Genomic DNA, 21,477 nt, shown 5'->3' with positions numbered 1-21,477 from the left:
CCCCCTTCTCTTCAACCGGGCGAATACAGGTCGGCGAACTGCTGGCGTTCCAGCCGCGGGTTGCGCAAGGGCGGCGACGCCAGCGCGGTGGTCTGCGCGGTTTGCACCGGGTACGGTTGCATCGCAGCCACGGTGGCCAGTGGCGGCGCCTGCACCCGGGCCTGCACCCGGCTCTGCACCGGCGCGGCTGGCACGGTGGCTGCCGTCGAGGTCGGTGCGGCTTGCGCCACGGCCGTGTTATCGAAGCGATGGTCCGCCGTGGTCAAGGCTGGATTGGTGCACAGGCCTTGCGCCACCAGCGCGGCCTTGGTGCGGTCGTCCGTCTGGCACAGGATGTCGATGGCCGCCGTTTCCAGGCGTCGCGAACGGTCGGCATCCTTGGTGGAGGCCGCTGCCTGCATGGTGCGTTCGAAATTGCGCCGCAAACTGCACTTCTGGTCCTCGATCGGCACCGCCACGTTCATGCCGAAGCCAATGACCGAGCCGCCGCCGCCGGCGGACACCATGCAGCTATCCGACGAAAACGACCCGTAGAAGCTCTGACCGCCCACCGGGGGCACCGTCTTCACCGAGCTGGAGCCGTTGTTGCTTGAGTTGAACGTAATGCCCTGGTTGTTGCCGGCGTTGGTCGACCCCGACGCTGCAGAGGTAGTAGAACTTGAATTGCTGGTCTGCGCGAAGGCCGAGCTGGCCACCAGCGAGAGCGTGATTGCAAACACGATTTTCTTCATGATGTCCCCTCGACCGGACGGCCGAAGCCGTCCGGATAATTGGGTCAGCGATTGAAGCCACCAACGTGGCCCATCGATCCAACCCCACCAATCGCCCCAAACGCGCCGATGTTGGCGGCCTTGAAGGTACCCGCGGCCGAGGCCACGGTTTCCGTCTGCCCGAACGTGGCGCCGCCGTTGGCGATGCTGTCGCCGACCATGATCGGGGCGTTGCCCGACACGCTGCCGTAGGTTTCGCTGGTGGCGTACTGGCGCGTGCTGGTCACCACCGTCGTGCCCTCATGGTTGAACGACCCGCCCACTTGCGCGACGCCACCCGTTTCGCCGAACGACGTCTGGCTGGAAGAGCCATAGCCGTTGACTTGGGTGGCCACCACCGAACTGCCGTTCGAGATGGATGACGCCGTGCCGTTGATCGTGCCGGCATGGCCGGTGATCGACACGGATGAGATGTTCGGCCCACTGGCATAAGCCGATGCGGCAAACAATGACAGGGCTGCGACTGCTGCGAGCTTTTTCATTTGAGCTCCTCCTGACCCGCTTCATGCGGATACACAGGTGCCGGTGGCCGACCGGCGCGGACCGCTACGTCCTGCCATGCGCCTGGCAACAAGGCTGGGCGTGGGACTTTCGTATTGGTACGGAATGATTGCTCCGTCCTAGGCATGTCGATATCGGCTAAACGGTCGATCGCGTCTTTGTGGACGAGCGCAACGCATGAAGCGAAGCGCAACAATGACGAACAGCGCGGCATCACACCATGCATATGGCCGATGAAAGGCGCAGGCGATGTCGCCGCGCGCGGACGCGGGTTCAACTCTAAGGATGGCAAAAGGCGCGAACGGCTCAGGCAAGGCGCCTAGCGCGCACGCTGGGGTGGCCCGGCGTTGATGGCCGTTAGGATTACTGAGAAGTTTGCGAATGTCGCATGGCGTGAATTAACTACGCCCGGATTCACTACGCGCGCATCGTCATGCACGTATCGACTAGGCACGTATCGACTAGGCACGTATCGACTACGCGCGGATGAACTGCGCCTGGATGTACAGCCCCACCTCGCGCCGGGCCAACGCAAGATCAACCCCCACCAACAGCAGCAGGAAACCGCACTCCGCCAAGAATGGATCGGCCAGCACGTGGTAGCTGGCCAGCAGCGACATGCCCAACGCGCCTGCCAGCCACGCCGGCCACACGGGCGGCAACCCTGCCCCGGCTGGCGGCGTCACGCGGCCAACGCACAGCCATGCCATCAGCGGCAGGCACAGCATCGACAAAGGAATGTAGATGGCAATCGCGGAGAGCACCACGGCCACACTGAACTGGGTGTGCAGCACCAGGGCCATCAGCGCAATGGCGCCGATCGCCACATACCAAAGCAGGCGAAGGGCAACAAGGCGAGTCAGGACGGCGGCTCGGGAATTCATCGGTCAGGCTGATATAAGAAATTTCCGCCATACTACTCCGGCCGGCCAGGACCCACCTGGCCCCAATTCATTGGAGACCCCGTCATGATCCAGGAAATTGCCAGCATCCATGTGCGCGAAGGACAGGAAGCGCTGTTCGAGGCAGGCGTCGCACAAGCCAAGCCCCTGTTCCTGCGTGCCCGTGGCTGCCACGGGATGGAACTGCACCGCAGCATCGAACAACCGCAGCGCTACACCCTGGTCGTTGCCTGGGAAACGGTTGAAAATCACATGGTGGATTTCCGCGAATCGCCTGACTTTCAAGAGTGGCGCAAGCTGGTCGGGGGGTTCTTCGTCGAGCCGCCCCTGGTGCATCACGAACAGCAAGTGATCTGAGGCCTACGCCGGCGCGGCTTGCCCCAAGGCCAGGCGCGCATTGGCGGCCAGCGCCACGGCGACCGTGGTGCGCACATCGGCCAGCGCCCGGTGCGTGGGGTTCGAAGCGCCCACGTGACGGGCCAGGATATCCAGCTTGTGCGAAGGCAATTCCGGCCAGGCGCGTCGCGCCAGCGCCAGGGTGCAATGCGTGGGATTCAGAAACGGCAAGCCCGTCCGATCCGCCGCTGCCCCCAGGAAACGCCGGTCGAACGACGCGTTGTGAAAGAACACCGGCAAGTCTTCGACAAAGGCCAGGAAAGACGAAAACGCCTGCATCACCGGCACCCCGTGTCGGTCGACTTCGGCCTGCGTGATGCCGGTCAGCCGGGTGATGAAGGACGGCACGGGCGAGGCCGTGCGCACCACCTGCGTGTACTCGCGCGCCAATGTGCCGCAGGTCTCGACGCGGACCGCCGCGAATTCCAGGATCTCGCACGTGGCGGTGGACAGCCCGGTGGTTTCCAAGTCGGCCACGATGAAGGGGCCACGCAAAGCCTGCAAGGCCGACGTCAACGCCGCCGACGCTTGGGTGGGCTTACCTGCCGTGCGTGACGTCGCAGTGCCCGTGCGCGGGCGCCGGTTATAGAAGGTCACGGCGTCACTGCCCCGCCGGCAAGGGCGCAAAACGCGGCGAGCCGTCGGCCAACTGACCGAAGAACAGCGACGCGGGCCGCACCCACAGGCCACGCTCGTGCGGCCACAGATGTTCGTACACCACCATCGACTCTTCGGTTTCAGAGTGGCGGGCCGTGCCCACATACAGGTAAAGGCCGCCTTTGTAGTGGCGGTGCGAGGCAAGAGCCAGGGCTTCGGATTCAGTCATGGACGGTGGCCGCAAAAAATAATCGGCCTGGGCGGGTAAGGGTCCGGCCCAGGCCTGGGATTCAAACAGAACCGTCTTTATAGCGCACTCGCGTGGGGCTCAGTACTGCACGCTCAGTACTGCACGCTCAGTGCCGCAAACTCGGGGGCCGCACGCTCAGTACCGCACATATTCCAGAACCGGCGCCGGGGGCAGCGGGGTATTGGCCGCCTGCCTGGCGCGCACCGAGGCCGTTACCGGCTTGACCACGGGATGCTGGCGGGCTTGGCGCGCCTCCAGCGCATCGGCCGCTGCCTGGGTGGCCCGCAACGTCTGTTCGGCTTCGGCGGTCATCTTGGTGATGTCTTCCGTCACGCCGCCCAGCTTGGCCGACTGGGCAAGCGACACATTCACCACTTCCGCCATGATCTCGGTCACCCGGCGCGACGACGCCACGATGTCTTCCATCGTGGCGCCCGCCGATTGAACCTGGCCCGCCCCGCTTTCAATCTGCTCGACCGACGTGGTGATCAGGCCTTTGATTTCCTTGGCGGCCGCGGCGCTGCTTTGCGCCAGGCTGCGCACCTCGGCCGCGACCACGGCAAACCCCTTGCCGTGCGCGCCGGCCCGCGCCGCTTCCACGGCGGCATTCAACGCCAGGATGTTGGTTTGAAAGGCAACGCCGTCCATCACGCCGATGATCTCGGAAATACGGCGCGAGCTTTCGGTGATGGCGCTCATGGTGCGCACCACGCCCTGCACGGTCTTGCCGCCCTGCTCGGCAATCTGGCTTGCGTCCAGCGCCAGGGCATTGGCCTGGCTTGCGCGCTCTGCGTTTTCCGTCAAGCCCTGCACCGCCACCCTCAGCGTTTGCGCGGCGGTAAAGCGCGTGGTGATGTCGGTGGCGAATTTCACCACTTTGAACGGCCGGCCCTCGGCGTCGAAGATGGGGTTATAGCTGGCTTCGATCCACACCTGGCGGCCATTCTTGCCAATACGCAGATATTGCCCGGTGTCGTATTCACCGGCGCGCAGCTTGCGCCAGAATTCCTTATACGCCGCGCCGCGCGCCTCTTCCGGGCGCACAAACATGCTGTGGTGGCGGCCTTCCACTTCCGAGGCTTGATAGCCCACGGTTTTCAGAAACAGCTCATTGGCGCGGATGATGGTGCCGTCGAGTTCAAATTCGATAATCGCCTGCACTTTGGATATCGCCGCCAATTGCCCTTCGGTGTCGGCCTGGCGATGTTGCTGGTCGGTAATGTCGGTGGCGTACTTCACCACCTTCAGCGGCCGCCCGCGCTTATCGAAGATGGGGTTGTAGGAGGCTTGCAGCCAGACGTCGCTACCGTCTTTACGAACACGGCGATAACGTCCGGCGTCGTATGCCCCCTGCCCCAGCTTGTGCCAGAACGCCGCGTATTCCGCGGATTCGCGCTCGGCCGGGTCGATGAACATGGCGTGATGCTGGCCCAGCACTTCGTCCAGGGAATATCCCATGGTGTCCAGGAAATTCTGATTCGCCGTCAGCACATGGCCCTGGAGATCGAATTCGATCACGGCCTGCGCCTTGTGAATGGCGGATATCTGACCGTATAGGTCCGCCTTTTGCATACCGCGATTTCCACGGAACAACCGGCTGAATGTAGTCCATTGCATAGTGGCGTCTCCTGCCAGGGATGGGACAAAGTTGCTGACAATGACCAAAAGGTTTTTCAAAGCAGAACTGACTGGCGCGTCCCAACCCAAGCCAAGCAATGCAAGCCGCGCCGCATGCACTACCCCGTTTGTCCGTCGCCCCAACGGCGACGAAACCTACAAAGAAGATAAACCCTGCAGAATGTATCCAGTCGAAAATATTAATCCTATAAATGTACGTTTCTCAACCTATTGACACGTGCTCCGTGAAAAAAACTTGAAAACCAGGACACTAAAGTCATTTATAGGAAGTAGTTCTCTCCGTATAAACCCGGTATCACCTGAGGTGCAATCGGGTTACCACAAAGTCACGTTTAGACCCGTCGCATTAATCAAAAGGGCCAGTTCCGATACCGGAACTGGCCCTAATTCTTAATACCAAACAGGCGCTGCTTAGTTCATGGCGCATCCAGTTCGCGATACTGGCGGAATATGCATTCGCCGAATGGCAGCCGCCTGCCGCTGGAGAAATAGGGCTGCAACGCCGGCAACACCGCAACCCGCGCATGCAATGCCATGACGTTCGGATAATGCGCCGCCACCGTGCCCATGCGCTTTGGAAATGCGTACAGCAGCCCGTCCACCAGATGGAAAAGCGAAAGGTCGACGTAGGTCCAGCCGTCTCCCCCCGCGAGCCACGCGGACGGCCCGGCGAGCACGCGCTCGAAATAGGCCAGGAATTTTGGGATGCGCTCTTCCCGGAAGCCCCGGGCGCGCCGTGCCGCTTCCTCTTTCTGGTCTTCGTAGTAATCGTTTGCCGAAATGGGGTGATGGGTGTCGTGCGCCTCGGTCACCATATCGGCAATGGTCAATTGCAACTGGTTCACCCACAACCGACCTTCCAGGGATTCCGGCGCCAGGCCGTGCTTTTCCCCCAGGAATAGCAGGATATTGGCGGTTTGGCCCAGCGTGATCTTGCCGGCCACAAGATACGGCGGCGCGAACGGGGGATGCGCCCGCGGGGCGCGCATGTCTTCGATCAGGGCCTCGTCCGAGGCGTCCGGTTCGCGCACCCGCTCGCGGTACGGAATGCCGCCTGCTTCAAGCGCCAGGCGCACGAACTCGCCGCGTCCGGGAATGCTCTCCCAATACCAAAGGTCATACGTCATGCCGGCTCCTTGCGTCAGGGCGAGGGTCAGGCGGGAAATTCGTCGGCGCCGCCCTCTTGGCCCACGGCCAGCAAGCCGCGGGCCTGATACTGCCGTGGGGACAAACCAAAGTGCGCGCGGAAGTCACGCGAGAAGTGCGCGCCATCCGCAAAGCCGCAGTCCAACGCAATCTGCGTGATGCTGCAAGGATTATTCAGCAACAACCAGCTTCCGTATTCCAGGCGCAGTTGCCGCTGAAACGCCATGGGCGACTTGCCCGTGGCCAGCCGGAACGCTCGCTCCAATTGGCGGCGCCCCACCCCGACATAGCGCGCAATCGCATCCAGCGGAGGCGGGTTGTCAATGCGTTGCTCGATAAAGTGCGCGGCCTGCCGCACCCGCAGGTCCTGGATGCCGGACAGGTCGGTGCGGAAATGCGCTTGCGGCACACGCCCGGGGCGCACGCCTTGCAGCATCATGTGCCGCATGGCCTGCTGGGCCTTGTCGCGCCCGCAATGCCTGGCCACCAGGTACAAGGCCAGATCAATGGCCGCCGTGGACCCCGCGCAGGAAATCAGGTCGCCTTCGTCGACGAACAAGCGGTCCACCACCGCGCGCGTCTGCGGAAAGCGTTCGCGGAAGGCATCCAGCACATTCCAATGCACGCAGACGGTGCGCGGCCCGACCACGCCGGCCTGCGCCAAGGCGAAGGTGCCCGTGCAGATGCCCAGCAAGCGCACGCGCCGCGCCGCCGCCAGCCGCAGCCAGTCGCGCAGGGGTTCCGGCATACGGCCGTTGTGATAGTCGTTGCCGCCGCACACCGCCACGTAGTCGAACTCGGCGGGGTCCGCGGGCAGCGCGTCGGCCACATCTATCGTCAGCCCGGCGCTTGCGCAGCGCGGTTTGCCGTCCCAGCTCATGACACGCCACGACGTATGGATCTGCCGGCTGCGTCCGCCGTGGTCGCCCGCCAGGCGCAACACATCCACCAGGCCGGCGAAGGCGGCCAGCGTGAACTGGTCCATCAGCACGATACCGACGTTCAGTGCGGGTTTCTCCCGAGGCAGGGCGTCGGCATCCTCGTCATAGGAGGACGCGGTAGCGGGCGGAAAGTCGACGGTGTTCATGACGCAATTATTCAAGTTTTTGTCCCGCGCCTTCAATCTCGTTTTCCCGCGTGTCACCCAAGATGCATCCATGGCGATGTCCTGTGCCGCTTCCATTGCGTCAGACTTGCTGGACAAGCCGAAAAATCGACAAATCGACAAGGGGAATCCAACATGGCAACACTTACCCGCAGCGCACTCGGCGTCGCCTTGCTGGGCGCCGGCCTAATGATGGCCGGCCCGGCAGGCGCGCAGCAGCAAAAGATCACGGTCGCCTGGTACGGCGGAAACTGGGGCGACGCCTTCCGCACCTGCGTGGCCGACCCCTATACCAAGGCCACGGGCGTGACCGTGGTGCCGGAAGTGGGCACATCGACCACCACGCTGGCCAAGCTGCAACAGCAAAAGAACGCGCCCACCATCGACGTGGCCTGGATGGACGGCGGCATCAGCGAGCTGGCCCAGCAGGCCGGCGTGCTGGACACGCTGGACCCCGCCGCCATCCCGAACCTGAAGAACGTGATTGACCAGGGCGTGTACCGCCATGGCAACGCGGCCTACGCCGTCAGCACCGGCTACTACTCGCTGGGCATCACCTACAACACCAAGGAAGTGCCGCAGGCGCCCACCAGTTGGAAAGACTTGTGGAAGCCCGAATACGCCGGCGCGGTGGCCGTGCCCTCGCCCGCGAATTCATCCGGCGTGCCTTTCGTGTTCTTCCTGGCGCGCGTCTGGGGGGTAGACCCGTCGAATCTGGCGCCCCTCTACACCAAGCTTTCCTCGCTGGACACGGCGCTTTATTTCGATAGCTCGGGCGCGGCCAGCAACGCCTACCAAAGCGGCGAGGCCATCATCGGCGCGCACTTCAACGTGGGTGCGTGGGACTTGATCGACAAGGGCCTGCCCATCGGCTTTGCCGTGCCCAAGGAAGGCGCCTGGGCCACCGACGCCCGCCTGCATCTGGTCAAGGGCGCGCCCAACGCGGCCGCCGCCAGGAAGTTCATCGACACCGCCCTGACGCCGGACGCCGCCGCGTGCCTGGCCACGCGCTTGTACCTGGGGCCGGCCGTCAAGGGCGTGCAGGTGCCCAAGGATGTGGCGCGCAAGCTGCCGTGGGGGGCCGAAGGCTCGGTGGAGAACTTGAGCCTGTTCGATTGGAACCTCATCAACAGCCGCCGCGCCGAGGTCACCGACGCCTGGAACCGCCAAGTCGCTCGCAAGCGCTAGGTTGGGGTTGAACATGTCCGCTTTGCTCACCATCGAAGACGTGTCGATGCGCTTTGGCGCCTACCAGGCGCTTGACCGCATCGGCCTGGACATCCAGCAGGGGGAATTCGTGGCCCTGCTGGGCCCCAGCGGCTGCGGCAAGACGACGTTGCTGCGCGCGATAGCCGGGTTTCTGAAGCCGGAATCGGGCCGCATCCTGATCGACGGCCAGGACATCAGCCGCCTGCCGGCGCACCATCGCCCCTTGAACACGGTGTTTCAGAACTACGCGCTGTTTCCGCACATGACCGTGCTGGAAAACGTGGCGTACGGCCCGCGACGCCAAGGCGCGTCGAAGGCTGACGCCGCCGACCGCGCCCGCGCCGCGCTCGACATGGTGGGGCTGGCGGATTTCGGCCCGCGTTAACCGCGCGAGATGTCCGGCGGCCAGCAGCAGCGCGTGGCGCTGGCGCGCGCCATCGTGAACCAGCCCAAGCTGTTGCTGCTGGACGAACCGCTTTCGGCGCTGGACCTGAAGCTGCGCAAGCGCATGCAACTGGAACTCAAGCATCTGCAAGCCAAGCTCGGCATCGCCTTCATCTTTGTCACGCATGACCAGGAAGAAGCCATGACCATGGCCGACCGCGTGGTCGTCATGCACGCCGGGCGCATCGAGCAAGTGGGCGCGGGCACCGACATCTATCGCCAGCCCGCCACCCGCTTCGTGGCGGAATTCATCGGCGACGCGAACTTCATGGCGTACACGCTTGCCACGTCGGCCACCGGCGACACGCTGCAACTGGACCTGCAAAACCTGCGCGTGCCGCTGGCGAGCAACAACACCGTCAGCAGCACGGTCAAGACCCTGCCCACACCCGCGCGCGGCGTGGCGGTGCTGCGTCCCGAAGACCTGCGTCTTGCTGATGGCCAAGCCACGGGCATGCTGACCGGCACGGTTGCCGACGTCATCAATGTGGGCAGCCACAGCATGATTCACGTGGACATCGACGGGCAGACCGTGGTGTCGCGCCATGGTGGCATCGCGCCATCCGGCTTGCGGCCCGGCGCGCCCGTCAGCCTGACGTTCGCGCCCGAACACCTGCACCTGATCGGTGAACAGCCATGAACCAGCGCGCCTGGCTCTCACCCGGCCTGCTGCTGGCCGCGCCCGTGCTGTTCTTCGCGGCGTTCTTCCTGGCCCCGCTGGCCGTGGTGGCGCTGGCCAGCGTCACCAGCGGCGAGCCGGGCCTGTCGCTGACCACCCAACAGTATCTGCGCGTGCTGGCCGACCAGTACCACTGGGACGTGATCCTGACGACCTTCCGGCTGGCGTTTTTCACCACCCTCGTCTGCGTGATCCTGGGGTATCCGCTGGCCTGGTATCTGGTGCGCGTCGTGCGCTGGCAGGCATGGCGGCGCTTTTGCGTGATCTTGCTGGTGGTGCCGCTGTTCACCAGCAACATCGTGCGCGCGTTCGGCTGGATGGTGCTGCTGGGCCGCAATGGGCTCGTCAACCAGGCCCTGGTGGGCGTGGGTGCGGCGGACCGCCCCGTGCGCTTCATCGGCACCGAACTGGGCATCCTGATCGGCATGGTTTATGTGCTGCTGCCCTTCGTGGTGCTGGCGGTGGGCAATGCGCTGGCGCGGGTGGATCCGGCGTGCGAACACGCTTCCGCTGACTTGGGCGCCAGCCCCACGGCAACCTTCTTTCACATTACCTGGCCGCTGACGCTACCCGGCGTGATGTCGGGCGCCATCATCGTCTTCACCTTGGCGGTCAGCGCCTACGTCACACCGGCGTTGCTGTCCGGCGGGCGGATATCGGTGCTGTCGATGCTGATCTTCCAGCAATACAGCTCGGTGTTCGACTTCCACTACGGCGGCGCGTTGAGCATGGTGCTGCTGGTCTTCACCCTGATCCTGGTGGCGCTGGCCAACCGCGCCGCCACCTTGCCCGGAGCCGCGCGATGATCGCCCGCCACCTGATCCGCCTGATCGCGCTGGCCGTGCTGGCGTACCTGGCCCTGCCTTTGATCGTGATCCTGGGCTCGTCGTTCACGGCCACGCCGTATCTGGCGTTTCCGCCACAAGGGTGGACGCTGGAGTGGTATCGCACGCTGCTGGTGGAAGCCGGCTACATGGCCGCGTTCACCACCAGCACGGTGCTGGCGCTGGCGGCAACCGTTGCGGCGGTGCTGCTGACGGTGCCGGCCGCGCTGGCCCTGGCCCGGTACGAGTTTCCGGGCAAGGTGGCGCTGGCGTCGGTGCTGATGTCGCCGCTGGTGCTGCCGCACATCGTGCTGGGCGCGGCGCTGCTGCAGTACGGCGCGTACTTCGGCCTGACGCGCAGCTTCCTGTCTTTGTTGATCGGGCACATCGTCATCATTGCGCCGTTTGTGTTGCGGTCCACGCTGACCCTGCTGACGCCGGAGCAGCGCGCGCTGGAGGAGGCGTCGGCGGACTTGGGCGCCAACCCCTGGACCACGTTTTTCCTGGTGGTGCTGCCGCAGATCCGGCCCGGCATCGTCACCGGTTCCATCTTCGCGTTCATCTCGTCGTGGATCAACGTGGAGCTTTCCATCTTCAACACCACGGCGGACCTGAACACCATTCCCGTCAAGCTCTTCAACTATGTGCAGTACACGATCGATCCGACCATCGCAGCCGTATCGGGCGCCACGATTGTGGTTGCGGTGATCGCTATCGTCATCCTGGATTTGACCGTCGGCCTGGACATGCTGTCCGAACGCGGCAAATAGTTTCCCACCTTCCGCTGTTTTTCCCTTTCATCCTACTTAGTCTGGAGCCACAGTCATGCGCAAGCAAGACGCGTTCGATGTCATCTATACCCATACCGAAGGCGAGCCCCTGTGCATCGTGCATAGCGGCATCCCCTACCCCGCCGGATCCAGCATCCTGGAAAAGCGGGCTTTTCTGGAGCAAAACTACGACTGGTTGCGCCAGGCGCTGATGCGCGAACCGCGCGGTCACAAAGACATGTTCGGCGTGTTCCTCACGCCGCCGTCCAGCCCCGAATTCGACGCCGGCCTGATCTACATCGACGGCACCGAGTATTCGCACATGTGCGGCCACGGCACCATCGCGGTCAGCATGGCGATGGTGGCCAACGGCCTGGTCGCGCGCGGCAAGGACGGCATCACCAAGATCCGCTTTGAAACCACGGCGGGCCTGGTCGTGTCGGAAGTGGCGTCCGAGGGCGACAACGTACTGTGGACACGCTTTGAAAACGTGCCCGCCTACGTGGCCGCGCAAGACATCCCCGTTGAACTGCCCGGCTACGGCAAGCTGCACGCCGACATCGTGTGGGGCGGCAACTACTTCGGCATCGTCGACCTGTCAGGCTGCGACCTGCGGATCTCGCCGGACAACGGCACCGAGCTGTCGCGCATGGGCTTGATCGTGCGCGACCAGTTGAACGCGCGCCATCGCATCCAGCACCCCACCGAAGCGCACATCAACAACCTGAACTTCATCACGTTCTGGCACCAGCCCACGATCGAAGGCGCGTTCTACAAGAACGTGCACGTGTTCAGCGCGGGGCAGTTGGACCGTTCGCCGGGCGGCACGGGCACCAGCGCCATGATGGCCATGTTCGAGGCGCGCGGAAAGATGGGCTTGAATCAACCCATCAAGTCCGAGGGGCTGCTGGGCAGCGGCACCTTTGAAGGCTGCTTGCTGGGTGAAGTGGATTTGAACGGTACGCGCGCCGTGCGCCCCACGGTCAAGGGCACGGCCAGCATCCTGGGTACCGCGCGCTGGGTGATTGACCGCAACGACCCGGTGGGCGCGGGGTTCTTGATCCGTTGATGCGCTCATCGTCTCGCAAAAAGACGTGCAAGGCGCGTGCAAGGCGTTATGGCCTTGCACGCCCTTTCCACAACGCGTCACGCCGTTGCCGCGTCTTCCAGGATCAGTTCCGCGCCGCGCTCGGCCACCATCATGACGGCGGCCTGCGTGTTGCCGGACACCATCTTCGGCATCACCGATGCATCCACCACGCGCAAGCCCGTCACGCCGTTCACACGCAGCCTGACGTCGGTTACGGCGGCGGCGTCTGAACCCATGCGGCAGGTGCCGATGGGGTGATAGATGGTCTGGCCATTGCGCCGCGCGAAGTCCAGCCATTGCTCGTCGCTTTCGACGGCGGCGCCGGGGCTGATTTCGGATTCCACGTAGCGTTGCATGGCGGGCTGCCCCACGATGCGGCGCGCAACCTTCATGCCGCCCACCAGGCTGTCGCGGTCGATCTGTGCCGACAGGAAGTTGGGCCGGATAGCGGGGCCCGCGGTCGGGTCCGGAGATTTCAGGTGGATCGAACCCAGCGATTCCGGACGCAGTTGCGCCACGCCGATCGTCATGCCCGGCTGCCGGTCCAGGATGCGTTCGGCGGCGTTGGCATAGCTGGCGTGCACGAAGAAAAATTGCACATCGGGCGTGGGCAGATCCGGCGCGCTTTTCACAAAGCCGTGCGCGAGGCCCGTGCCCAAGGTCAAGATGCCGGTATGGCGCGTGTAGTAGCGCGCCACCTGCTGCGCCAGGCGCCAGCCGCGCGACATCTCGTTCAAGGTCACCGTGCCTTTCACCCGCCAGTTCATTCGCGTGGCGAAGTGGTCGATATAGTTTTCGCCTACCTGCGGCTGCGCGTGCACCAGCGGGATGTTGAACGATTGCAGCAAGCCAGGGTTGCCGATGCCTGACAACTCCAGCAACTGCGGCGACTGCACCGCGCCCATGCACAGAATGGTTTCGCGGCCGGCACGCACCGTGTGTTCCTGCCCGTTCTTGCGATAGGTGACGCCTACGCAGCGCTTGCCGTCGAACACCAGCCGCGTCACATGCGCGCCGCATTCCACGTGCAGGTTCTTCCGCTCGGCGGCGGGCTTCAGATATCCGTCCACCACGCTCCAGCGTCGCCCCCGGCGCTGCAGCACCTGGTAGTAGCCCACGCCTTCCTGGTTGCCGCTGTTGTAGTCGGCGTTCAAGGGCTGGCCGTCTTCCTGCGCGGCGCGCAGAAAGGCGTCGGACACGGGAAACCGTTCGGCCACTTCTTCCAGGTGCATCGGGCCGTTCTTGCCGCGCGTGTCGCCCCCGGCTTCGTAATGCTCGATCTTGCGGAAGACGCGCTCGGCCTGCGCGTGGCCCCACCCCGTTGCGCCCGCCGCTTCCCAGCCGTCGTAATCCTGGGGCTGGCCGCGCACGTAGATCATGCCGTTGATCAAGGTGGAGCCGCCTACGCCCTTGCCGCGCGGCACCGCGATGGTCCGGCCATAGACGTTGTCCTCGGGCTCGGTGGCAAAGCGCCAGTTGTAGTCGGGGTTCACCAGCAGCTTGGAGAAGCCCGCCGGGATGGAAATCCACATGCTGCGTGCTTCTTGGCCGGCCTCCAGCATCAAGACCCGATGCTTGCCGTCGGCACTGAGCCGGTTGGCCAGGATGCAGCCCGCCGTGCCCCCGCCCGCAATGATGAAATCGTAATCGCCCATCGTTTCTCGCCACGTCCTGATGTTGGTTGCCCGGCCTGGGTTGCCGGGTCTTAGTCGCCGGGTCTTAGTCGCCTGGCCTTAGTTGCCCGGCCTTATTTGGCGGGCGCCACGCCCAGCATTTCTGCCATCAGCGCAATCTGGCAAACCAGCATCGGCGCGCCGTAATGCACCTTGCAGCCCTTCGCTTGCGCGGCCAGCAGCAACGCGGTGTCCTTAGGCTGCATGATGACCTCGCAGACGAGTTGGTCCGGGGTCAGCCGTGCGGTATCCAGCGGCAGCGCGTCGCCCTCCTTCATGCCCAGCGAGGTGCCGTTGACGACAAGATCATGCCCCGACGGGTCTGGCGTGCCGACGGCGATATTGGCCTCGGGATGCAGTGACAGAATGCGCGCCTTCAGGTCTTCGGCCTTGGCGGGTGTGCGATTGGCGATGGTCAGCCGCGACACGCCGGCCTGCACCAGCGCAAAGCCGATCGCGTTGGCCGCGCCGCCGGCGCCCGCCAGATAGGCGCTTTTTCCCTTCAGGTCCACCCCTGCGGTCTGCAAACCGCGCACAAAGCCTTCGCCATCCAGCATATGGGCGGTGAGCTTGCCATCGGCATCGCGGCGCACCACGTTGGCCGCGCCGATCTTTTGCGCCACCGGCGTTACCTCGTCCACCAGCTCCAGGATGGCGGTCTTGTGCGGCATGGTGACGATGACGCCGCCCAGGTTCTCCAGACGGCGCAGGCCTTCGACGACGGCGGGCAGGTTATCGGGCCGCGCGTGAAACGGCACGCAGACGCCGTCATAGCCCAATTGCGCGAACAGCTCGTTCATGCGCTGCGGCGTCTTCACGTGATGGATCGGGTCGGCCAGGATGCCGAACAGGCGGGTGTTGCCGGTGATTTCCTTCATGGGGGTCTCCAAGGTTTCAAGCATTATCTTCAGGATGCGAGCAGTTCGCGGGCCACGTCGCCGATGCCGGCCGCGTCCAGTTTGTAGTGCGCGTAGAGCGTGGTGGGCGGTGCAATCAGGCTGTATTCGTCGTAGATGCCGTGGCGGCGCAAGCGCGTGCCAGTACCGGCGTCCGCCAGCACTTCGGCCACGGCCGACCCTAGCCCGCCCAGCACATTGTGTTCTTCCACCGTCATCATCAAGCGCGCCTGGCCGGCAGCGGCCAACACGGCGTCGCGGTCCAGGGGCTTGATGGTGGGCATATCGATTACGCCTACCGACAGGCCGTCTTCACGCAATTGCTCTGCGGCCGCCAGCGCGGCATGCAGGGTGATGCCGCAGGCGATGATGTTTAGATCGCTGCCTTGGGAATGCACGATGGCGCGGCCGAATTCGAATGGCGCGCCGTCTTCATAGACCTGCGGGTCGCGGCCACGGCCGATGCGGAAGTAGATCGGTTCCGGCCAGTTCACCGACGCCTTGATGGCCGAGGCCAGTTGCGGGCCATCGGCGGGCGACACGACCGTCAGGCCAGCCAGCGCGCGCATGGTGGAGATGTCTTCGGTGGCGTGGTGCGAGGTGCCGTAAAACCCCAGGCTGATGCCGGTGTGGTGGCCGATCAGGCGCACGGGCAGCTTGGTGTAGGCCACGTCCATGCGGATCTGCTCGCAGCACAACAGGCCTAGAAAGGATGCGAACGTGGCCACGAACGGCATCATGCCGGTGGTGGCCAGGCCCGCGGCCGCCGACACCATGTTCTGCTCTGAAATGCCGAACTGGATGTAGCGGTCAGGGTAAGCCTGCGCAAAGCGGTTCAGGCCGTTGGAATATTGCAGGTCGGCCGAGCCCGCCACGACCGGGTGCCCCGCCTGGGCCAATTCGATCAGCGCGTCGGATAGATACGACAGCCCTGGGTTGACCGCGTTCAGGGCGCGGTACTGCCAGGAGTCAGAAGAAAGAACTTGTGCCTGTGCCATTCAGATCTCGCGGGAAAGGATTTCGTCGACGGCGCTTTGCGCGTCTTGCGGCGCCAGATAGCCCAGGTGCCAGCCGGGCTCGGTTTCCATGTAGGACACGCCTTTGCCCTTGATGGTCTTGGCGATCACGCAAGCCGGCTTGTCACGCGTGTCGTCCGCGCGCAGGCGGCGCAGCAGCGCGGTCAGGTCGTGCAGATTGTGGCCGTCCACCTCATGCACGTCCCAACCGAACGCCTGCCACTTTTCCTTGAGCGATTCGACGCCCATCACGTCATCCACCTTGCCGTCCAACTGGTAGCCGTTGCGGTCGATGATGGCCACCAGGCGCGACAGCTTGTTGTGCGCGGCAAACAGCGCTGCTTCCCACACCTGGCCTTCCTGCATTTCTCCATCGCCCAACATCACGAAGACATTGAAGTCGCGCTGGCTCATGCGGCCACCCATCGCCATGCCGACGCCGTTGGACAGCGCGTGCCCGATCGAGCCCGAGCTGAAATCGACGCCCGGCACCTTGCTCATGTCGGGGTGGTCGCCCAGCGGGCTGCCCAGCCGGGTATAGCCATCCAGCAAAGCGTGGTCAATGAAGCCGTGGTCGGCCAGCACCGGAAACAGCCCGACCGCCGCGTGACCCTTGCCCATCAGGAAGCGGTCGCGGTCCGGCCAATGCGGCTCGCCCGGGCGCAGCCGCATCACGTCGTAGTACAGCGACGCGAATATTTCGGCGCAAGAAAAGACCGAGCTGTAATGCCCGACCTTGGCAATTTCAATCAACCTGATGGTCTCCAGCCGGATGTGGCGGGCCTTTTCCCGCAGCATCGCGACCTCCCCCTGGGTGGGGGCCTCCTCGTGGTGGCGCATGGCGCGTCCTTTCTTCGTTAGGATATATGATATATAATATACCCATTGCGCTCGGATTGGCTATCGCGGGCTAGAATTCACCCGGATTCAACCCGTTCCCTTCATTTCAGCAAGCCCGAAACGTCATGCCCAGCCTTAAACCGGTAAAGAAAGAGAACCTCTCCGTCAGGGTCTACAACGAAATCCGCAATGCCCTGATCAATGGGCAGTACGAACCCGGCGAACGCCTGATCATTGGCGAATTGGCCCAAGAGATGGGCGTGTCGATCACGCCCGTGCGCGAAGCCATCTTCCGGCTTATCAGCGAACAGGGCCTGGAAATGCAGGCGGCCACGGCCGTCTACGTGCCTTACGTGAACTCGGAAAAGCTGCGTGAAATTCAGCAGATTCGTTTCCATCTGGAAGGCATGGGCGCGGCCGAGGCCGCGCAGCACATCACGCGTAAACAGTTGGACAACCTGATCGCCCTGCAGAAGGACTTCATTTCCTGCACGTCGACCGACCCCAAGCGCGCCAGCTACCTGAACCGCAAGTTCCACTTCGCCATCCTGGAAGCCAGCAACAAGCCCATCTTGCGCGCCACCGTGGAATCGTTCTGGGTCATCACCGGCCCCATCCTGAAGGTGTTCCACGTCAAGACCGCCGGGCTGGACTATTCCGAAAACGAACACCGCCACGAAGCCGTGTTGCAAGCGCTGGAAGCGCGCGACTCCGAGGCCGCGCGCAACGCCATTCAGGCCGACCTGGTCTGGGGCGGCAAGATCATGATCGACTGGCTGGTCGAACGCGAGAAAGAGCTCGACTACCGCCCTCCCGTGCCACGCAAATAGGAAGACGTCATGCTGAAGATTTTTGGCGCGCCCAGCCGCTACATACAAGGCGCGGGCGCCCTGGACAGCCTGGGCCAAACCGCCGCCCTGTTCGGGCGCCGCGCGGCGCTGGTCATCGACCGCTACGTCCATGGCGTGCTGGGACCAAGAATCGAAGCCCTGTGCGCCAAGCACCACGTGGCGCTGACGCCACTGATCGTTGAAGGCGACCTGACGCCCGAGCTGATCGCCAACCTGCGCGCGCAGGCCGACTCCGCGGGCATCGACTTCGTGATCGCGGTGGGCGGCGGCAAGTCGCTGGACGCGGGCAAGGCGGTGGCGAAGTCGTCGCACTGCCACCTGATCACGGTGCCGACGGTGGCGTCCAACGACGCGCCCACCAGCAAGAATTACGTGCTGTACGACGCGCATCACAACCTCCTGGCGGTGGAACACATGTTGTTCAACCCCACGATCGTGCTGGTGGATACGGCCATCATCGCCACCGCGCCTGTGCATTTTTTCCGCGCCGGCCTGGGCGACGCCGTGTCGAAGAAATTCGAAGCCGAGCAATGCCAGCGCAACGGCGGCAAGAACATGTACGACGGTGCCCCACTGCTGACGGCGCAACTGATCGCCGACGGCTGCTTGCGCACGCTGCTGGCCGACGGCGTGGACGCCGTGGCGGCTGCCGGCACGGGCCAGCCCACGCCCGCCTTCGAGCGCGTGGTGGAAGCGATGATCCTCATGAGCGGTCTCGGTTTTGAAAGCGGCGGCCTGTCCATCGCGCATGCGCTGACGCGCGGGCTACCCAAGATCGGCGGCGTGGCTACCGCGCTGCATGGCTTGCAAGTCGCGGTCGGCCTGCTCGTGCAACTGGATCTGGAACAGCGCAACGACGGCATGTTGGCGGACTTGACCCAGTGGTACGCCCAGGTCGGCCTGCCCACCACGCTGCGCGAACTCGGCGCGGCCGACATGCCCAGCGATGCGGACTTGACGCTGGCGGCCGAACTGACACTGAACGCCCGCCACGCCGCCAACTTCGACCGCCCGCTGGATGTCGCCACGCTTGCCGACGCGCTGCGCCGCCACGCCTGAACGCGGCGGCGCGGCGCCCGCCAGATCAGAACGCCGAATCAGAACGCCAACTCAGAACGCCACGTTGTCCCGGCCTTTCAGGCCGAGCTTGGCGCGCGCTTCGTCAGGCGTGGCCACTTCCAGGCTCAGCGCTTCGACGATGGTGCGGATGCGTTCGACCTGCAAGCGGTTCGACTCGGCCAACTGGCCCGGCCCGATCCACAGCGAATCTTCCAACCCCACCCGCACGTTCGACCCCATCGCGGCACCGATGGTGGCCAGCGGCATTTGATTGCGGCCGGCTCCCAGAATGGACCATTCGTAATCGTCGCCGAACAGCCGGTCGGCCGTGCGCTTCATGTGCATCAGGTCTTCCGGGTGCGGGCCAATGCCGCCCAGGATGCCGAACACGGATTGAATGAAAGGCGGCGACTTGACCAGCCCACGGTCAACGAAATGCGCCAGGTTGTAGAGGTGGCTGATGTCGTAGCACTCGAACTCAAAGCGCGTGCCGTTGGCGTTGCCGAGCGTCAGGATGGATTCAATGTCCTGGTAGGTGTTGCGGAAGATCAGCGAACGGCTGTTCTCAAGATGCTCGCGTTCCCAGTCGTGCTTCAGCTCTTTGAAGCGATCCAGCATCGGGAATAAACCGAAGTTCATCGACCCCATGTTCAGCGACGCCAACTCCGGCTTGAACGTTGTGGCCGGGCGCATGCGCTCTTCCACCGTCATGTGCGGGCTGCCACCGGTGGTGATGTTGATGATGGCGTCGGTCTCGTTCTTGATGCGCTCAAGAAACGGCTTGAACAGCGCCGGATCTTGCGACGGCTTGCCGGTTTCGGGGTCGCGCGCATGCAGGTGCAGCACGGCCGCGCCCGCCTGGGCCGCGCCGATGGCGGCGTCGGCAATCTCCTCGGCCGTGACCGGCAGGTGCGGCGACATGCTGGGCGTGTGGATCGCGCCCGTCACGGCGCAGGTAATGACGACTTTCTGTTTGGGCTTAGCCATGTTTGTCTCCATCCTGTTGTTTGTGGCGCATCAAGCGCATCAGTTTTTCGTCGCGCCAGAAGCGGCGCTTGGCAAGGTCTTGTTGCGGAAGCAAGCGGCGGCGTTCGTCCGCCAGCGCCTCCACCAGCGGTTCGTCCCAGGCCACGCATTCGGTTTGGTCCGCGCCAATGGACTGGTACAGCCCGCCGTAGCGCGCGCAATAGTCCGCGATGCCGCCGGGCGCGTTCAGGTCGATGGTTTCGAACGGCCCCATGAACGACCAGCGCAGTCCCAAGCCATCCTTGACCGTCGTGTCGATGTCTTCGGCGCTGGCGATGCCTTCCTTGGCCAGCCGGAAGGCCTCGTGCAGCAAGGCGCCTTGCAGGCGGTTCAAGATGAAGCCTTCGATTTCACGGCGCAGCCGCACGGGCTTTTGCCCGATGGCCGTCATGATGTCGCTGGCGCGTTGCAGCGCGTCCGCACTGGTCCACGGCGCTGGGCAAAGCTCCACGACGGGAATCAGATACGGCGGGTTGACCGGATGCGCGACCAGGCAGCGATGGCGGCCCGGCAGATGGTCGGTGAACTGGCTGGCGGGGATGCTGGACGTGGAACTGCCGATGACGGCGTCAGGCTCAGCCACCGCATCCAACGCCGAGAACAGCGCACGCTTGATCTCAAGCTTTTCGGGTGAATTTTCCTGGATGTAGCACGCGCCCTTGACGGCATCGGCCAGGCTGTCGGCAATGTGGACGCGGCCGATGATGGCGTCGGCGTCCGTCAGCAAACCCTGAGCTTCCAGCTCGCGCAATTGCTGCAAGATCAGCGCGCGGGCTTCGGCCAGCATGGTTGCGTTGACGTCGTGCAGGCGCACTTGCCAGCCCTGGCGGGCGAACACGATGGCCCAGCCCTGGCCGATCAGGCCCGTTCCGATAATGGCGGCGGTGTGGGGAGCAGATTGGACTGCGGAATCGGCGCCCATCAGTAGAGCTTCTGCGTAAAGCCGTCGATCACCAGCGCCTGGCCCGTCACGCTGCGGGCCGCCTCGCTGGCGTTGAACAACACCGTGTTGGCGATGTCGCGCGCGGTGACCATGCGGCCCAGCACGGCCTGGCCTTCGTACTGCGCGGCGATCTCATCCACGGGACGGCCCAGCGTGTTGGCCTTGGCGGCGATCACGGCGCGGATGCGCGGACCTTCGACGGCGCCCGGCAAGATCGCGTTCACCCGGATCCCGTGCGGACCCAATTCGATGGCCAACGACTTGGTGAATCCGATCACCGCCCACTTGGACGCCGAATACACCGAGCGCCCGGCAAAGCCCAGATGGCCGGCGGCGGACGACAGATTGATCATCACGCCGGCTTTGGATTCCTTCAGCATGGGGATGGCCTGGCGCGCGCACAGGAACTGGCCGGTGATGTTGACGGCCAAGGTGCGGTCCCAATCGGCCTTCGATAGCGTTTCGACATAGCCTGTCGGGCCCGCCACGCCCGCGTTGTTGATCAGAATATCCAGCCCGCCCAGTTTCTGCTTGACGGCGGCAAAGAGCGCGCCCACGCTGTCTTCGTCCGACACGTCCGCCACCATGGCCTGCACGCCGGGCAGTTCGGACGGGATGGCGGCCACGCGCGCCTCGTTCACATCGCACACGAAAACCGTTGCGCCGGCGTGGCGGAAAACCTTGGCCATTTCCAAGCCCAGACCATCCGCGCCCGCGGTGATCAAGACCCGTTTTCCGGCGAAATCGACTTCCTCGAACATGCTGTTGTCTCCTGGTTCTTATGGAAAAGCGCGCGTTTGATCATATACGATATATGACGTAGCGCAATATTTTCTGGCATGATGACGCGCA

Annotated in this window: 23 protein-coding genes and 1 pseudogene; 9 read left to right on the top strand and 15 right to left on the bottom strand. The window is 64.2% G+C overall.

Annotated features, from left to right (window positions below):
* Positions 1-11 precede the first annotated feature (11 nt).
* From CVS48_RS14255 to CVS48_RS14245, 3 genes are all read right to left on the bottom strand, one after another.
* On the bottom strand, positions 12-731 hold the full coding sequence (locus tag CVS48_RS14255; RefSeq protein WP_100855020.1) for a hypothetical protein: 720 nt from the start codon (positions 729-731) through the stop codon (positions 12-14).
* A 44-nt stretch (positions 732-775) separates the two neighbouring features.
* Positions 776-1,252 (bottom strand): hypothetical protein, encoded by a 477-nt coding sequence (locus CVS48_RS14250; protein ID WP_100855019.1) that lies wholly within the window; start codon positions 1,250-1,252, stop codon positions 776-778.
* A gap of 495 nt (positions 1,253-1,747) precedes the next feature.
* Complete coding sequence (locus tag CVS48_RS14245) at positions 1,748-2,155, bottom strand: hypothetical protein (RefSeq protein WP_100855018.1); 408 nt, start codon at positions 2,153-2,155, stop codon at positions 1,748-1,750.
* Positions 2,156-2,239: 84 nt separating this feature from the next.
* Here CVS48_RS14245 and CVS48_RS14240 point away from each other — a divergent pair, with 84 nt between their 5' ends.
* Positions 2,240-2,530 carry an antibiotic biosynthesis monooxygenase family protein gene (locus CVS48_RS14240; RefSeq protein WP_100855017.1) on the top strand — a complete coding sequence of 97 codons (291 nt, stop codon included), beginning with the start codon at positions 2,240-2,242 and terminating at the stop codon, positions 2,528-2,530.
* A 3-nt stretch (positions 2,531-2,533) separates the two neighbouring features.
* Here CVS48_RS14240 and CVS48_RS14235 read toward each other — a convergent pair whose 3' ends face one another.
* The 5 genes from CVS48_RS14235 to CVS48_RS14215 form a co-directional block, all read right to left on the bottom strand.
* Positions 2,534-3,166 carry a 3'-5' exonuclease gene (locus CVS48_RS14235; protein ID WP_100855016.1) on the bottom strand — a complete coding sequence of 211 codons (633 nt, stop codon included), beginning with the start codon at positions 3,164-3,166 and terminating at the stop codon, positions 2,534-2,536.
* 4 nt (positions 3,167-3,170) lie between these two features.
* Positions 3,171-3,395: a DUF1653 domain-containing protein gene (locus CVS48_RS14230; RefSeq protein WP_100855015.1), complete on the bottom strand. Its 225-nt coding sequence runs from the start codon at positions 3,393-3,395 to the stop codon at positions 3,171-3,173.
* Between the two features lie 156 nt (positions 3,396-3,551).
* Positions 3,552-5,033 carry a methyl-accepting chemotaxis protein gene (locus CVS48_RS14225; protein WP_100855014.1) on the bottom strand — a complete coding sequence of 494 codons (1,482 nt, stop codon included), beginning with the start codon at positions 5,031-5,033 and terminating at the stop codon, positions 3,552-3,554.
* A gap of 437 nt (positions 5,034-5,470) precedes the next feature.
* The gene (locus tag CVS48_RS14220; protein ID WP_100855013.1) at positions 5,471-6,181 is read right to left on the bottom strand and encodes a glutathione S-transferase; all 711 of its coding nucleotides are present in this window, start codon (positions 6,179-6,181) and stop codon (positions 5,471-5,473) included.
* 26 nt (positions 6,182-6,207) lie between these two features.
* Positions 6,208-7,287 (bottom strand): GlxA family transcriptional regulator, encoded by a 1,080-nt coding sequence (locus tag CVS48_RS14215; RefSeq protein WP_100855012.1) that lies wholly within the window; start codon positions 7,285-7,287, stop codon positions 6,208-6,210.
* 153 nt (positions 7,288-7,440) lie between these two features.
* On the opposite strand from CVS48_RS14215, the gene CVS48_RS14210 reads away from it, so the two are divergent.
* The 6 genes and pseudogenes from CVS48_RS14210 (at position 7,441) to CVS48_RS14190 (ending at position 12,300) form a co-directional block, all read left to right on the top strand.
* A complete protein-coding gene (locus CVS48_RS14210; RefSeq protein ID WP_100855011.1) occupies positions 7,441-8,493 on the top strand; it encodes an ABC transporter substrate-binding protein in 1,053 nt (350 codons plus the stop codon).
* Between the two features lie 13 nt (positions 8,494-8,506).
* Positions 8,507-8,932, top strand: a pseudogene (locus CVS48_RS29610) (ABC transporter ATP-binding protein); the annotation flags it as partial.
* Positions 8,909-9,598 carry an ABC transporter ATP-binding protein gene (locus CVS48_RS29845; protein ID WP_341867014.1) on the top strand — a complete coding sequence of 230 codons (690 nt, stop codon included), beginning with the start codon at positions 8,909-8,911 and terminating at the stop codon, positions 9,596-9,598. The pseudogene CVS48_RS29610 and the gene CVS48_RS29845, both read left to right, overlap by 24 nt.
* Positions 9,595-10,443, top strand: a complete 849-nt coding sequence (locus CVS48_RS14200; protein WP_100855010.1) for an ABC transporter permease — start codon at positions 9,595-9,597, stop codon at positions 10,441-10,443. Before CVS48_RS29845 ends, CVS48_RS14200 begins: the two co-directional genes overlap by 4 nt.
* Positions 10,440-11,231, top strand: coding sequence for an ABC transporter permease (locus CVS48_RS14195; RefSeq protein WP_100855009.1), 792 nt, complete (start codon positions 10,440-10,442; stop codon positions 11,229-11,231). The genes CVS48_RS14200 and CVS48_RS14195 overlap by 4 nt, the downstream gene beginning before the upstream one ends.
* 55 nt (positions 11,232-11,286) lie before the next feature.
* Positions 11,287-12,300: a proline racemase family protein gene (locus CVS48_RS14190; RefSeq protein ID WP_100855008.1), complete on the top strand. Its 1,014-nt coding sequence runs from the start codon at positions 11,287-11,289 to the stop codon at positions 12,298-12,300.
* A gap of 77 nt (positions 12,301-12,377) precedes the next feature.
* Here the strand turns inward: CVS48_RS14190 and CVS48_RS14185 are convergent, their stop codons facing one another.
* From CVS48_RS14185 to CVS48_RS14170, 4 genes are all read right to left on the bottom strand, one after another.
* Positions 12,378-13,976 (bottom strand): GMC family oxidoreductase, encoded by a 1,599-nt coding sequence (locus CVS48_RS14185; protein WP_100855007.1) that lies wholly within the window; start codon positions 13,974-13,976, stop codon positions 12,378-12,380.
* Positions 13,977-14,068: 92 nt separating this feature from the next.
* Entirely contained in the window at positions 14,069-14,872 is an 804-nt protein-coding gene (locus CVS48_RS14180) for a shikimate dehydrogenase family protein (RefSeq protein WP_100855006.1), read from the bottom strand.
* A 29-nt stretch (positions 14,873-14,901) separates the two neighbouring features.
* On the bottom strand, positions 14,902-15,888 hold the full coding sequence (locus CVS48_RS14175; RefSeq protein WP_100855005.1) for a transketolase family protein: 987 nt from the start codon (positions 15,886-15,888) through the stop codon (positions 14,902-14,904).
* On the bottom strand, positions 15,889-16,746 hold the full coding sequence (locus CVS48_RS14170) for a transketolase (RefSeq protein ID WP_100855004.1): 858 nt from the start codon (positions 16,744-16,746) through the stop codon (positions 15,889-15,891).
* A 125-nt stretch (positions 16,747-16,871) separates the two neighbouring features.
* On the opposite strand from CVS48_RS14170, the gene CVS48_RS14165 reads away from it, so the two are divergent.
* On the top strand, positions 16,872-17,576 hold the full coding sequence (locus CVS48_RS14165; RefSeq protein ID WP_100855003.1) for a GntR family transcriptional regulator: 705 nt from the start codon (positions 16,872-16,874) through the stop codon (positions 17,574-17,576).
* Positions 17,577-17,585: 9 nt separating this feature from the next.
* The gene (locus CVS48_RS14160; protein ID WP_100855002.1) at positions 17,586-18,656 is read left to right on the top strand and encodes a glycerol dehydrogenase; all 1,071 of its coding nucleotides are present in this window, start codon (positions 17,586-17,588) and stop codon (positions 18,654-18,656) included.
* A gap of 51 nt (positions 18,657-18,707) precedes the next feature.
* Here the strand turns inward: CVS48_RS14160 and kce are convergent, their stop codons facing one another.
* The 3 genes from kce to CVS48_RS14145 are packed head-to-tail and all read right to left on the bottom strand — an operon-like array spanning position 18,708 to position 21,386.
* A complete protein-coding gene (gene kce, locus CVS48_RS14155) occupies positions 18,708-19,643 on the bottom strand; it encodes a 3,5-dioxohexanoate:acetyl-CoA acetone transferase (protein ID WP_100855001.1) in 936 nt (311 codons plus the stop codon).
* Complete coding sequence (locus tag CVS48_RS14150) at positions 19,636-20,604, bottom strand: 3-hydroxyacyl-CoA dehydrogenase (RefSeq protein WP_100855000.1); 969 nt, start codon at positions 20,602-20,604, stop codon at positions 19,636-19,638. Before CVS48_RS14150 ends, kce begins: the two co-directional genes overlap by 8 nt.
* A complete protein-coding gene (locus CVS48_RS14145) occupies positions 20,604-21,386 on the bottom strand; it encodes an SDR family oxidoreductase (RefSeq protein WP_100854999.1) in 783 nt (260 codons plus the stop codon). Before CVS48_RS14145 ends, CVS48_RS14150 begins: the two co-directional genes overlap by 1 nt.
* Positions 21,387-21,477: the final 91 nt, after the last annotated feature.

It is taken from the genome of Achromobacter spanius (assembly GCF_002812705.1).
In the GTDB taxonomy this organism is placed as follows: domain Bacteria; phylum Pseudomonadota; class Gammaproteobacteria; order Burkholderiales; family Burkholderiaceae_B; genus Achromobacter; species Achromobacter spanius.
The sequence above is the reverse complement of the archived record's forward strand: the minus strand, read 5'-3'. Positions and strand labels throughout refer to the sequence as shown.